Annotated in this window: 11 protein-coding genes; 5 read left to right on the top strand and 6 right to left on the bottom strand. The window is 70.1% G+C overall.

What is annotated here, in order from left to right:
- Positions 1-53: 53 nt before the first annotated feature.
- Both ACFRAQ_RS29770 and ACFRAQ_RS29765 read left to right on the top strand, forming a co-directional pair.
- On the top strand, positions 54-824 hold the full coding sequence (locus ACFRAQ_RS29770) for a DNA-formamidopyrimidine glycosylase family protein (RefSeq protein ID WP_379105486.1): 771 nt from the start codon (positions 54-56) through the stop codon (positions 822-824).
- Between the two features lie 104 nt (positions 825-928).
- Entirely contained in the window at positions 929-1,567 is a 639-nt protein-coding gene (locus ACFRAQ_RS29765) for an NADPH-dependent F420 reductase (protein ID WP_379105484.1), read from the top strand.
- A gap of 50 nt (positions 1,568-1,617) precedes the next feature.
- Here ACFRAQ_RS29765 and glpD read toward each other — a convergent pair whose 3' ends face one another.
- Positions 1,618-3,366, bottom strand: a complete 1,749-nt coding sequence (gene glpD / locus ACFRAQ_RS29760) for a glycerol-3-phosphate dehydrogenase (RefSeq protein ID WP_379105482.1) — start codon at positions 3,364-3,366, stop codon at positions 1,618-1,620.
- 93 nt (positions 3,367-3,459) lie between these two features.
- Between glpD and glpK the strand changes: the two genes are divergently transcribed.
- The gene (glpK, locus tag ACFRAQ_RS29755; protein WP_379105480.1) at positions 3,460-4,956 is read left to right on the top strand and encodes a glycerol kinase GlpK; all 1,497 of its coding nucleotides are present in this window, start codon (positions 3,460-3,462) and stop codon (positions 4,954-4,956) included.
- On the opposite strand, the gene ACFRAQ_RS29750 is transcribed toward glpK, so the two are convergent.
- From ACFRAQ_RS29750 to ACFRAQ_RS29735, 4 genes are all read right to left on the bottom strand, one after another.
- Positions 4,941-6,122: a PLP-dependent aminotransferase family protein gene (locus tag ACFRAQ_RS29750; protein ID WP_379105478.1), complete on the bottom strand. Its 1,182-nt coding sequence runs from the start codon at positions 6,120-6,122 to the stop codon at positions 4,941-4,943. The genes glpK and ACFRAQ_RS29750 overlap by 16 nt on opposite strands.
- 133 nt (positions 6,123-6,255) lie before the next feature.
- Entirely contained in the window at positions 6,256-7,392 is a 1,137-nt protein-coding gene (locus tag ACFRAQ_RS29745; protein WP_379105476.1) for a hypothetical protein, read from the bottom strand.
- Between the two features lie 103 nt (positions 7,393-7,495).
- Entirely contained in the window at positions 7,496-8,716 is a 1,221-nt protein-coding gene (locus ACFRAQ_RS29740) for a hypothetical protein (RefSeq protein WP_379105474.1), read from the bottom strand.
- Positions 8,717-8,911: 195 nt separating this feature from the next.
- Complete coding sequence (locus ACFRAQ_RS29735; protein WP_379105472.1) at positions 8,912-10,315, bottom strand: NAD(P)H-quinone dehydrogenase; 1,404 nt, start codon at positions 10,313-10,315, stop codon at positions 8,912-8,914.
- 303 nt (positions 10,316-10,618) lie between these two features.
- Between ACFRAQ_RS29735 and ACFRAQ_RS29730 the strand changes: the two genes are divergently transcribed.
- Positions 10,619-11,098, top strand: a complete 480-nt coding sequence (locus ACFRAQ_RS29730) for a gamma-glutamylcyclotransferase (RefSeq protein ID WP_357282179.1) — start codon at positions 10,619-10,621, stop codon at positions 11,096-11,098.
- 98 nt (positions 11,099-11,196) lie between these two features.
- Entirely contained in the window at positions 11,197-11,610 is a 414-nt protein-coding gene (locus ACFRAQ_RS29725) for a PPOX class F420-dependent oxidoreductase (protein WP_379105467.1), read from the top strand.
- Between the two features lie 93 nt (positions 11,611-11,703).
- Here the strand turns inward: ACFRAQ_RS29725 and ACFRAQ_RS29720 are convergent, their stop codons facing one another.
- On the bottom strand, positions 11,704-12,822 hold the full coding sequence (locus ACFRAQ_RS29720) for a M20 family metallopeptidase (protein WP_379105702.1): 1,119 nt from the start codon (positions 12,820-12,822) through the stop codon (positions 11,704-11,706).
- Positions 12,823-12,877 lie beyond the last annotated feature (55 nt).

The following is a 12,877-nucleotide window of genomic DNA, read 5'->3' as shown; positions in this document are numbered from 1 at the left end:
CGTGCCCACCCCGGGCGACCACACGCCGCCCTCGGACCGCGTCGGAGTCGGCCGTGCCTGAGGGCGATGCCGTCTTCCTCACCGCGGCACGGCTGCGGAAGGCACTCGACGGCAAGGTGTTGACGCGCAGTGACTTCCGGGTGCCCCGGTACGCGACGCTGGATCTGCGCGGGCAGCGGGTCGAGAGCGTCGCAACCTACGGCAAGCATTTGTTCGTGCGGGCGCCCGAGCTGAGCATTCACACGCATCTGAAGATGGAGGGTGAGTGGCGGGTGTTCACGCCCGGGCAGCGGTGGAATCGGCCCGGGTTCACCGCGCGGCTGGTGCTGGGCACGGAGGACGCGGAGGCGGTCGGGTTCTCGCTGGGGCTGGTGGAGGTGCTGCGGCGGGGTGAGGAGCACACCGTCACCGACCATCTCGGGCCGGATCTGCTCGGGCCGGAGTGGGATGCCGCCGAGGCGGTGCGCCGGTTGCTGCGCGAGCCCTCGACGCCGATCGGGGTGGCGTTGCTGGATCAGACCAATCTGGCCGGGATCGGCAATATCTACCGGAGCGAGATCTGCTTTCTGCGGCGCGTCCACCCGGTGACGCCGGTGGGCGCGGTCGACGATCTGCCCGGTCTGGTCGACGAGGCGCACCGGGTGCTGACGAAGGCGGCGCACGAACCGCCGTGGCGGGCACTGGCTTACGGTCGTCAGCGGCGCCCGTGCCGGCGCTGCGGCACCAACCTGGTCGTGCATCTGCTCGGTGACGACGCGCGGGCCGATCGGGCCGAACGGGGCATCTATTTCTGTCCCCGCTGCCAGCTCCCACCGGACAGCTGACCAGCTCGTACCGGGCGGGTGGCCCGGCGCGCACTGTGACGACCGGGTTTCAATGGCCCCGAAAGGTGTTCCCGGGCTGGGCTTCCGGGCCTAGGGTGGGCGGCATGAAAATCGGAATCCTGGGTACCGGGGCGGTCGGGCGCACCCTGTCGGCGCGGTTGGCAGAGCTGGGACACGATGTGGTGATCGGCACCCGCGATGTGGCCGCCACCGAGGCGCGGTCGGAGGATCCGTTCCCGGCCCCCCTGGCCACCGCGGCGGAGGCGGCCGCGGGCGCGGAGTTGATCATCAATGCGACCGCCGGACAGGCCAGCGTGGTCGCCCTGGACGGCGCGGGGGCCTCGAATCTGGCGGGCAAGGTGGTGATCGACGTGTCGAACCCCCTCGACTTCTCGGAGGGGTTCCCGCCGTTCCTCGCGGTCTGCAATACCGATTCGGTCGGCGAGCGGGTGCAGCGGGCGTTCCCCGAGGCGCGGGTGGTGAAGACGCTCAATACCGTCACCGCCGAGGTGATGGTGCATCCGGAGCGGGTGGCGAGCGGCGACCACACCATCTTCCTGTCCGGCGACGATGCCGCCGCCAAGGGCGTCGTCACCGATCTGCTGCGCGAGTTCGGCTGGGACGACATCGTCGATCTGGGCGACATCACCACCGCCCGCGGCACCGAGATGATGCTGCCGCTGTGGGTGCGGCTCATGGGCGCGCTGGGCACCACGGAGTTCAACTACAAACTGATGCGCTGAACGGCGAACCGGCGCCGCGGAATCCGTGGCGCCGGTTCATCCGATCGGGCTCAGACCGACTCGGGCTGGTTGATCGGCACCGGGTCGAGCACTTCCCGCCGCGCCTCGGGCGCCTCCGAGCGCAGCGCGTCGGCGGAGGCGTCGTCGGGCTGGGTCTGGGATTCGACCTCGGCCCGCACCCGGGCCCGGTACACGCTCACCTCGCGTTCGATGTCGGCCTCGGACCAGCCGAGCACCGGGGCCACCAGCCGCGCCACCTCGTCGGCGGAATCCACGCCGCGGTGGGCGTATTCGATGCTGATCCGGGTGCGCCGGGCCAGGATGTCGTCCAGGTGCAGGGCGGCTTCGGCGGCGGCCGCGTAGACGGCCTCGACCCGCAGGTAGCCGGGTGAGTCGGTGATCGGTTGCAGCAGATCGGGTTTCCCGGCGGCCAGCCCGAGCACCTCGTCGATGAGTGAGCCGTACCGGTTGAGCAGGTGCTGGATCCGGTACGGGTGGACGCCGTACTTCTCGGCCAGGTGCGGGGTCTGGTTCATCAGCGCGTGGTAGCCGTCGGCGCCGAGCAGCGGCACCTTCTCGGTGATGGTGGGCGACACCCGGCGCGGAATGTACTGTGCCGCTTCGTCGACGGCGTCGTAGGCCATATTGCGGTAGGTGGTGTACTTGCCGCCCGCGATGGCGACCAGGCCGGGCGCGATGCGGGCGACGGCGTGTTCGCGGGAGAGTTTGGAGGTCTGGTCGCTCTCCCCGGCCAGCAGCGGCCGCAGGCCCGCGTACACGCCGGTGATGTCGGCGTGGGTGAGCGGCGTGACCAGCACCGAGTTGATGCGTTCGAGCAGGTAGTCGATATCGGATTTGGTGGCGGCGGGGTGCGCGAGGTCGAGGTTCCAGTCGGTGTCGGTGGTGCCGATGATCCAGTGGTCGGTGCTCCAGGCGATGACGAAGAGCACGGACTTCTCGGTGCGCAGGATGATGGAGGTGTCGCTGGCGATGCGGTCGCGCGGCACCACTATGTGCACGCCCTTGGACGCTCGCACATGGAATCGCCCGCGTTGCTTCGCGAGGGCCTGGAGTTCGTCGGTCCAGACTCCGGTGGCATTGATGACGACGCTGCCGTGCACCTCGGCGGTGCGCCCGTCCTCGCTGTCGCGCACCTTGACGCCGACGACGCGGTCGGCCTCCTTGAGGAATCCGACCACCTGGGTGGAGGTGCGGATGACCGCGCCGTAGTGGGCGGCGGTGCGGGCCACGGTCATGGTGTGGCGGGCGTCGTCGACGACGGTGTCGTAGTAGTTGACGCCGCCGGTGAGGGCGTCCCGTTTCAGGCCGGGCGCCTGGCGCAGGGCCGCGGACCGGGTCAGATGATGCTGTCCGGGAACCGATTTCGCGCCGCCCATGGTGTCGTAGAGGACGAGACCGGCGGTGACGTAGGGGCGTTCCCAGCCGAGATGGGTGAGCGGGTAGAGGAATTTGAGCGGCTTGACCAGGTGCGGCGCGAGGGTGGACAGCGCCAGTTCGCGCTCCTTCAGCGCCTCACGGACCAGCCCGAATTCCATCATCTCCAGGTAGCGCAGGCCGCCGTGGAACATCTTCGAGGACCGGCTGGAGGTGCCGGACGCCAGGTCGCGGGCCTCGACCAGAGCGACTTCCAGCCCCCGGGTGGCCGCGTCCAGGGCGATGCCCGCGCCGACCACGCCGCCGCCGATCACGATGACGTCGAAGGTGTCCTTGCCGAGCTGTCCCCACGCAGCTTCGCGCTGCTCGGGGCCGAGGAACTGCGATCGCGGTTGATTCGTCATACGGAGACTCCTCCGGGCTAATATTCGGCTACCCAGCGCTACCGTAGCCCACACTAGCCCGGCGGCCGGGCTGTCGTCGGTTAGCCTCGATCAATGCGTCGCTATGTGGCCGCCATCGATCAAGGCACGACGTCGAGTCGTTGCATCGTCTTCGATCAGCAGGGCCGAATCGCCGGAGTCGCCCAGCGCGAACACGAGCAGATCTTCCCGAAACCCGGATGGGTCGAGCACGATGCCGAATCCATCTGGCGCAATACCGAATCCGTGATCGCCGAGGCCCTCCAGGCCTGTGGAATCGGGGCGTCGGACGTGGCGGCCGCCGGGGTCACCAATCAGCGCGAGACCACCGTGGTGTGGGAACGCGCCACCGGCAAGCCGATCCACCACGCCATCGTCTGGCAGGACACCCGCACCGCCGACCTGACCACCCTGCTGGCCGGCGACCAGGGCCCGAACCGGTACGCCGACCGCACCGGACTGCCGCTGTCCACCTACTTCGCCGGACCCAAGCTGCGCTGGATCCTGGACACCGTGCCGGGCGCCCGGCTGCGCGCCGAGTCCGGGGAACTGTGCTTCGGCACCATGGACAGCTGGATCCTGTGGAACCTGACCGGCGAGCACATCACCGACGTCACCAATGCCTCGCGCACCATGCTGATGGATCTGCGCACCCTGCGCTGGGACCCGCGGATCTGCGCCGAGTTCGACATCCCGATGGCCATGCTGCCCGAGATCCGCAGCAGCTCCGAGGTTTACGCGCCCATCACCGCCGGCGCGCTGGCCGGGGTCCCGGTGGCGGGCATTCTCGGCGACCAGCAGGCCGCCACCTTCGGCCAGGCCTGCCTGTCCCCCGGCGACACCAAGAACACCTACGGCACCGGCAATTTCATGCTGATGAACACCGGCACCACCCCGGTGTTCAGCGAGCACGGCCTGCTCACCACGGTCTGCTATCAGCTGGGCGACCAGCCCGCCGTGTACGCGCTGGAGGGCTCCATCGCCGTCACCGGTTCACTGGTGCAGTGGCTGCGCGACAATCTCGGCATCATCTCCTCGGCCGAGGAGATCGAGCCGCTGGCCCGCACCGTCGCCGACAATGGCGGCGCGTACGTGGTGCCCGCCTTCTCCGGCCTGTTCGCCCCGCGCTGGCGGCCGGACGCGCGCGGCGTGGTGGCGGGCCTGACCCGCTTCGTGAACAAGGGCCATCTGGCGCGAGCGGTATTGGAGGCCACGGCTTTCCAGACCCGCGAGGTCATCGACGCCATGCGCGCCGACGCCGACGCGCAGCGCCTCGACGTCGAGAAGGTGACCTTGAAGGTCGACGGCGGCATGGTCGCCAACGAACTGCTCATGCAGTTCCAGTCCGACATCCTGGACGCCACGGTGGTGCGCCCGGTGGTCACCGAGACCACGGCGCTGGGCGCGGCCTACGCGGCGGGCCTGGCCGTCGGCTACTGGTCCTCCACCGACGACATCCGGGCCAACTGGGCCGAGGACAAGCGCTGGACCCCGAACATGCCGGCCGCCGACCGCGACCACCTGCTGCGCGAGTGGAACAAGGCGGTGGAGCGCACCTACGACTGGGCGTGAGCCGCCGCCAGCCGATCGACCGCCTGCTCGAGGGTGGCTTCCCCGGAGGTGGTGAAGCACAGGCGCATCGAGCGGGTGTAGTCGGTGGAGACGGCGAAGGCGTTGCCGGGCACGTAGGCGACGCCCGCGTCCAGGGCGCGCGGCAGCAGGGCCGCGGTGTCGGTGCCGTCGGTGAAGTCGACCCAGACGAACATGCCGCCGGAGGCGTCGGTGCTGACCACGCGGTCCCCGAAGCGGGACCGCACCGCGCCGACCAGCGCCTTGGCCCGGGCGCCGTATACCTGGCGCACCGAATCCACGTGGGCGGCAAGCCAATCGGTGTCGGCGAGCAGATCGGCGGCGATCTGCTGGGTGAGGGCCGAACCGCACAGGTCCGCGCCCTGCTTGAGCAGTTCCACCGCGCGGCAGACCTGGGTCGGTGCGATCATCCAGCCCGCGCGCAGCGTGGGGGCCAGGATCTTGGACGCGCTGGACAGGCGGATCACGTTGGGCGAGTAGGTCGCGACCGGCGCGGGTGAGGGCCGATCGAACCAGAGTTCGCCGTACGGGTCGTCCTCGATGATCCAGAAGCCGTACCGCTCGGCCAGCTCCGCCAGCTCACGGCGGCGCTCCGGGACCAGGGTGACCCCGCCCGGGTTGTGGAAGTTGCTGACCGTGTGCACCACGGCGGGCCGCTCACCGGCGTCCAGGAGCTCACGCAGGGCGTCGATGCGCATGCCCTCGGCATCCAAGGGAACAGCCTCGATGCGAGCCCCGGCGGCCCGGAAGACCTGCAGCGCACCGACATACGCGGGATCCTCGACCACGACGAGCGCGCCCGGATCCAGCAGCACCTCCGACAGCAGCGACAGCGCCTGCTGCGAGCCGTGGGTCACGAAGATCTCCTCGACCGGCACCGGGCGGCCCAGCCGGGCGGACTCGCGGACGGCCAGCACCTCGCGCAGCGGACCCCAGCCGGGCGACTCGGTGTACTGCAACCGGGCGCGGTCGGACAGGGCGGCGTCGGCGGCCTCGGCGATGCGGTCGCGGGGCATGAGCTCGGCGTCGGGCAGACCTCCGGCCAAGCTGATGATGTCCGCGCGCGAGGTGAGTTTGAGCAGGTCACGGATCGCCGAGCTCTGCAGGCCGTCGAGCCGCCGCGCGAGGGGCGGGAAGGTCGCGGACATGAACCACCTCCGAGGGAACGCCGGGGTATGCGAAATCCCACCATGTCACACGGCGACCAGGATATGAAATCGATATCCCATATATTGAGACGTCGGGTCCAGTTTCCAGGGCCTGGACTCGGCCGGTCCCGGCCTACTCGATCGACTGGATCAGATGCTTGCCGTCGACCACCGTGGTTCTGATGTGCTCCACGTACACCTCGGTGGTGCCGTCCACCCGGTGCTCGGTGATGTCCACGTCATAGGCCTCCGGGCCGGTCTCGACGATCTTCAGACAGTAGGTGGTGCCGGGCTTGAGCGGATCGATGCCCTTGGCCTGCATGACCTCGGCGGGCGCCACCGTGGTCGCGCCGGGCACCACGAACGAGTGCGCCTTCGCGCCGCTGCGGTCCACGTAGAAGGCGTACTGGAAGCCGAGAATCGCGTCCACGCCGCTGCCGGTGCCGCCCGCGCCGTTGCCGATGGTGAGCTTGCCGTCCCGTTTGGCCGGACAGCTCAGCGCCGCCACGGTCGGTGAGGGCTTGCCGGTGGTGACCCCGGCCGTCGGAGCGGTGTCGGCGCCGCCCCGAGTCAGCGCGAAGGTGACGCCGCCGGCCACCGCGAGCACCGTCACCGCCGCTCCCGCGATCAGCCCGATCTTGCGCCACGACCGCGGCTCGGGTTCCGGTTTACGCTGCGGGACAGTAGTTTTCGGCGCGAGCGCCTTGGCGATCGGATCGTCGGCCCAGGACAGCGACTCCTCCTGCCCCGCGGCCGATTCCGCCGGCGGTGCGGGCGGGAAACCGCTGGGTGCGGACCGCCACCAGGAGTCGGCGGACCCGTCGGTCTCGGCCGGGGCCGAATTCCGTTCCGCGGCCACCGAATCGGCCTCGGGGATCCTGGTCGTCCGCTCCACGTCCACGGCGGCCGATGGCGGCCCGCCGGCCGGGATCTTGACGGTCTCTTCGACGTCGGGGGTGGCGGGAACCTGCGCCGCGGGGTTCACGGCCGGATACTGGCCCGTGGACGGTCCGGTCGCCGCCGGATACTGCCCGGTGGCGGGCTGCCACGCGTCGGGGGCCCGATACTGCGGCGCGCCCGCGGGGCGCCAGGCCAGATCGGGGCTCTGCGGACCCGGGGCCGGACTCCAGCCCGGGCCGTCGGCGACCGGGGCCGGACCGAAATCGTTGAGGGACGGCCCGAAATCATTGAGCGAGGGCCCGAACTCGGACTCCGGCGCTCCCCCCTCGGATGCCTGACGGTCCGCGGGTTCGTCCTTGCCCGAAACCATCACCCGTCCTTTCGCCACAGACGCGTGGGGCGGTCGCTACCGACCGCCCCACGCGACGACACTGCTCCTACCGGCACCGTTCCCGGTGTATTCGAACGGCCGGTCAGTACTGGACCGAACCACCCGTCTGCGCGGTCACGCCACCGATGTCGATCGACTGCGACGGCCGGTCACCTTCGGGGAGCCTACCAATCTGGGCGGCGGCCTCGAGCACCGTGGCGCCGCCCGGGAGCAGGCGGATGAAGTTCTCGGCATTGGCCTTGGCGGCATTGGCCGCGGCCGTGTCCAGCACGAACTCGACCTTCTGGTCGTTGTCCGGGCCGCTGCCCGCGAACGCCGTCACCTTGATCTGGTTGACCGTGGTGAAGTCCAGCGACATGCCGGCCTCGCCCAGCCCACCCGGCGTGGTGTAGCCGATGGTGCCGACGTAGCCGTCCAGGTTGCTGAAGTGGTGGGTGTTGGCGGCCCAGCCCGGCAGCACCGCGCCGCCGTCGAGGTTGACGCCGAGCTCGGAGTGCGGACCGGCCATGGCGACCACCGGGGCGGCCGGAGCCGCGTCCACCGCGGGCGACTGCCACTGCGGCTTCGCCTGCGGGGTGACCGTCTGCGGGCCGGTCATGGTGTCGGCGTCCGGGTTCTGCGCCGGGGTGGTGACCGCCGGGTCCGCGCTGCGGTCGTTCGGCTTGACCGGCTGGGTGCCCGGCTGCGCCGGCACGGTGGTGCCCGGCTGGGTCGACGGCGGGGTGGCCGCGTCCTGCTGCGGGGTGACGACCGCGGGCTGGGCCGGGGTCGACTGGCCCGGCACCGGCAGCGGCGCCACACGCGGCACGGTCACGCCCGGCTGCGACGGGCGCACCGACTTCGGCTGACCCGGGTTGGTGCCCGCGGGCTGCGCGCCCGGATCGTTCTTGGGGGCGTTGGCATCCGGCTTGGGCGCGTTGGCGTCCGGCTTCGGGGTGTTGGTGCCGTCGGGCTGGGTCGCGCCCTGCGGCTGACCCGAATCCGGCTTGTCCGCACCGTTGTCCGGCGCGGAGTTGTTCGGCGTGGTGGGTGTGGTGACGCCCGGCTGGCTCTGCTGCGGCTTGGTGGTGCCCGGCTGCGTCTTCTCCGGCTTCGGCGCGGGAACCGACTGCGCCTTCGGGTCCGGGGTGGGAGTGTCGGCGGGCGGCTGCGCGCCGTCGGGCTGCTGCTGATCGGCCGGTACGGCGCCCGGGTCGGCGGGGGCGGCACTGGCGGGCGCGGACAGCAGCGACACCACCGCGGCCGCACCGGCCAGCGTCAGGGAGGTGCTCGCCTTGATCCGACTCGGCTTGCGGTGCTTCACGTTTCGCTCAATTCCTTCGTCCCTCGGCGGCACGATCAGCCTGGGCATCGAAGAGCACCGAACGGAGGGAAACGATCACCCCCGATACGTAACACTCGCGACCGCCCTGCCGATCGCTTCCGCCGCGAACTTAATCACAAGGGAGACAAGGCAGCAAGACGGGCCGGTGACAAAGGGGTGCGAAACACGTTGCGGCTAGTCCAGATCGTCGTGCCGCATGAGCTGCCGCGCGGCCTCGGTGACCGATCCGGTGAGGGAGGGATACACCGAGAAGGTCTGCGCCAGATCGTTCACCGTGAGGTTGTTCTGCACCGCCAGCGCGATCGGCAGGATCAACTCCGACGCGATCGGCGCGACCACCACGCCGCCGATCACCACACCGGTGGCGGGACGGCAGAAGATCTTCACGAAACCCCGTCGCAGGCCCGACATCTTGGCCCGCGGATTGGTGTTCAGCGGCAGCATGACCGTGCGCGCGGGGACCTCGCCCTCGTCGATGGCGGTCTGCGCGACGCCGACCGTCGCGATCTCCGGGCGCGTGAACACCGCGGAGGCAACGGTCTTCAGGCGAATCGGCTGCACGCCCTCACCCAGCGCGTGATACATGGCGATGCGGCCCTGCATGGCGGCCACCGAGGCCAGCGGCAGCAAGCCCGTGCAGTCGCCGGCGGCGTACACGCCCGGCGCGGTGGTCCGCGACACCCGGTCCACGCGCAGGAAACCACCCTTGTCGAGTTCGATGCCGAGCCGATCCAGGCCCAGCCCGTTGGTGTTCGGGACCGAACCGACCGTCATGAGCGCGTGGGTGCCGGTGACCGTGCGGCCGTCGGACAGCTTCACCACGATGCCCTCGGCGGTGCGCTCCACCGCGTCCGCGCGAGCATGCTTGACCAGCTCCACACCGCGCTCGGCGAGCGCCTCCTCCAGCACCAGCGCGGCGTCGGCGTCCTCACCGGGCAGCACGCGGTCGCGGCTGGAGACCACCTTCACCTGCACGCCCATCTCGGTATAGGCGGAGACGAATTCGGCGCCGGTGACACCGGAACCCACGACCACCAGGGTCTCGGGCAGTTCCTCGAGGTCGTAGAGCTGACGCCAGTTCAGGATTCGCTCACCGTCGGGCTCCGCGCCGGGCAGCACGCGCGGGCTGGCGCCGGTCGCGATCAGCACCACCTCGGCCTCGATGACCCGCTGCTGACCATCCTCGAGGGTGGCCTTCACCAGATGGGTGGCCAGCCCGGGGGCCTGGTCGATGAGTTCGCCGTAGCCGGACAGCACGGTCACGCCCGCGGTCATCAGCTTGGCGCGGATATCGGAGGACTGCGCCTGCGCGAGCGCCTTCACCCGGGAGTTCACCTCGGCGAGACGCACCTGCGCCTGCGAGGGATGCACCGTGATGCCCAGGTCCCGGGCGCGGCGCAGATCGGTGCGCACACCGGTGGAGGCGATGAAGGTCTTGGACGGCACGCAATCCCACAGCACGCACGCGCCGCCGATGCCGTCACTGTCGAGCAGCGTGACCGGCGCGCCGTGTTGTGCCGCTACCAGTGCCGCCTCGTAACCGGCGGGACCGCCACCGATGATCGCAATGCGGGTCATTGTTCCTCCGCTCGAGCTCCGGCCTCGGGATCTCCGATGCCGGTCCTTAACGTTATCCGCCCAGCTCCGTGCCGCTATCACCGCATCTCCGGATGATTTTGTCACTGTGGCGCATCCCATTCGTGAACGTCGGCCGTCATGGCCGGAGAGTCGCGCGAACCCGATGCGGCAGCCCGGTGAATCACCTCCGAACGGCAGTTTTACGCAATCCGGCGATCGCGCGGCAATCGGTCATTCGGGGACGAACCGCCTTGTGATCGGGATCAGGGGAGCCTTAGGGCGAATGTTCGATAGGCTCTTATGGTGCCGATTTACGCCGCCTACGGGTCCAACATGGATCCCGAGCAGATGCTCAAGCGCTGTCCGCACTCCCCTGTGTACGGAACCGGCTGGCTGGAAGGGTGGCGACTCACCTTCGCCGGGGACGACATCGGCTGGGAGGGACCGCTGGCGACGGTGGTCGAAGAGCCCGGGCAACGCGTCTTCGTAGTCCTCTACGACGTGCCCGACGACGACGAGCTCAGCCTCGACCGCTGGGAGGGTTCGGACTTCGGTATCCACAAGAAGATCCGCCTGCGCGTCACCACGAACCAGGGCCCCACGCCCACACCGGTCCTGGCCTGGCTCTACGTCCTGGACGCCTACGAGGGCGGCCTGCCGTCCGCGCGCTACATCGGCGTCATCTCCGACGCCGCGGAGAAGGCGGGCGCGCCAGGCGATTACGTGCACGCGCTACGCACCCGCAACAGCAAGAACGTGGGCCCCGGCACCTTCGGGATGTAAGTATCCGATCGGGCGCCGCGCACCGTGCCGGAAGATTCGGCGCGGCAGCGGTGTTGCGGGAATCGGAACGATCTTCGAACCGTCGAAAGAGGAAGCCGATGCCCGCCACGCCCGTCCCCGCCCCGATCGCCGAATTCCTGGCCCGCCCCAACCCGGCCGTCTTCGCCTCCAACCGCCCGGACGGGCAGCCGGTGTCGGTCGCCACCTGGTACCTGTACGAGAACGGCCGAATCCTGGTGAACCTGGCCGACTTCCGCAAGCGCCTGGACTACCTGCGCGAGGACCCGCGGGTCACGCTGACCGTGCTGGAAGGCGACAACTGGTACAGCCACGTCAGCATCCAGGGCCGCATCGCCTCCATCGAGAACGACCCGGACTCCTCGGTCATCGACCGCATCGCCGAGCACTACACCGGCGGCCAGTACCCGGTCCGCGATCAGAAGCGCGTCTCGGTCTGGATCGAGATCGACCGCTGGCACGCCTGGGGCGACATCGCAGCCAAGGCCGAGTAAACCGGCCGTGCACGGTCGCGGCAGTCTCCGAACATGAAGCCGGGCCGCACTTTTCAGTGCGGCCCGGCTTCAGTGTTTCGGCAACGCCCGAAGTCAGCGGGCGTTCAGCACGATATTGGTGAACACCCGGACACCCGCCGCGAGCGCGCGCTCGTCGATGCCGAAGGTCGGCTGATGCAGGTCGAGCTGCTCCCCCGAACCGGACCAGACACCGAGCCGGCCCATCGCGCCGGGCACCTCCTCCAGGTACCAGGAGAAGTCCTCGCCGCCGCCGGACTGCTGGGTGTCGGCCAGCCCGTCCGGGCCGAGGCCGTGGATCGCGTCCTCGAACATGCGCACGGCCTGTTCGTCGTTCACCACCGGCGGCACGCCGCGCTTGTAGTTGAGCTGGTAGCGCACGCCGGTCGGGGCGAGCAGCCCCTCCACGATCTCGCGGACCATGGGCTCGAGCAGGGACCAGGTGGCGTGATCGCCGGTGCGGACGGTGCCGGTCAGCATGCCGGTCTGCGGAATCGCGTTGGGCGCCTTGCCCGCCGACACCGCGCCCCACACCATGACCGTGCTGGTGCGCGGGTCGATGCGGCGCGAGAGCAGGCCGGGCAGGCCGGTGATGACGGTGCCCATGGCGTAGACCAGGTCGCTGGTCAGGTGCGGGCGGGAGGTGTGGCCGCCGGGGGAATCGAGCACCAGCTCGACGGTGTCGGCGGCCGAGGTGATGGCGCCGGTCCGGATGCCGACCCGGCCCACCTCCAGCCGCGGGTCGCAGTGCAGCGCGAACATGCGCGAGACGTCTTCCATGGCGCCAGCGGCGACCATGTCGACGGCGCCGCCGGGCATGACCTCCTCGGCGTGCTGGAACACCAGCCGCACGCCGACCGGGAGGTCCTCGATCTCGGCCAGCGCGAGCGCGGTGCCGAGCAGGATCGTGGTGTGCGCGTCGTGCCCGCAGGCGTGCGAGACGCCCGGCACGGTGGAGGCGAACGGCAGGCCCGTGTACTCCTGCAGCGGCAGCGCGTCCATGTCGGCGCGTAGGCCGATGCGCGGGCCGTCGGGGCCGATGTCACAGATCAGGCCGGTGCCGCTCGGTAGTTTGCGGGGTTCGAGACCGGCCTTGACCAGCCAGGACTCCACGAATTCGGTGGTGGCGAACTCGGTTCGGGACAGTTCCGGGTTGGCGTGGATGTGGCGACGCCACGCGATCAGGTCGTCCATGTGCTCGGCGAGCCAGGACTCCACCGCCTCGTGCCCGGACACCGGTTCGCCCGCG

The organism is Nocardia sp. NPDC056611 (assembly GCF_042792755.1).
GTDB lineage: Bacteria > Actinomycetota > Actinomycetes > Mycobacteriales > Mycobacteriaceae > Nocardia.
This window is presented reverse-complemented; position numbering and strand designations above follow the sequence as displayed.

Bases quoted from the DNA above. Each gene is read 5' to 3' on its own strand.
- ACFRAQ_RS29765 (WP_379105484.1), top strand. From the start codon at position 929: ATGAAAATCGGAATCCTGGGTACCGGGGCGGTCGGGCGCACCCTGTCG.
- glpD (WP_379105482.1), bottom strand. From the start codon at position 3,366: ATGACGAATCAACCGCGATCGCAGTTCCTCGGCCCCGAGCAGCGCGAA.
- glpK (WP_379105480.1), top strand. From the start codon at position 3,460: ATGCGTCGCTATGTGGCCGCCATCGATCAAGGCACGACGTCGAGTCGT.
- ACFRAQ_RS29750 (WP_379105478.1), bottom strand. From the start codon at position 6,122: ATGTCCGCGACCTTCCCGCCCCTCGCGCGGCGGCTCGACGGCCTGCAG.
- ACFRAQ_RS29745 (WP_379105476.1), bottom strand. From the start codon at position 7,392: ATGGTTTCGGGCAAGGACGAACCCGCGGACCGTCAGGCATCCGAGGGG.
- ACFRAQ_RS29735 (WP_379105472.1), bottom strand. From the start codon at position 10,315: ATGACCCGCATTGCGATCATCGGTGGCGGTCCCGCCGGTTACGAGGCG.
- ACFRAQ_RS29725 (WP_379105467.1), top strand. From the start codon at position 11,197: ATGCCCGCCACGCCCGTCCCCGCCCCGATCGCCGAATTCCTGGCCCGC.
- ACFRAQ_RS29720 (WP_379105702.1), bottom strand. From the start codon at position 12,822: ATGGACGACCTGATCGCGTGGCGTCGCCACATCCACGCCAACCCGGAA.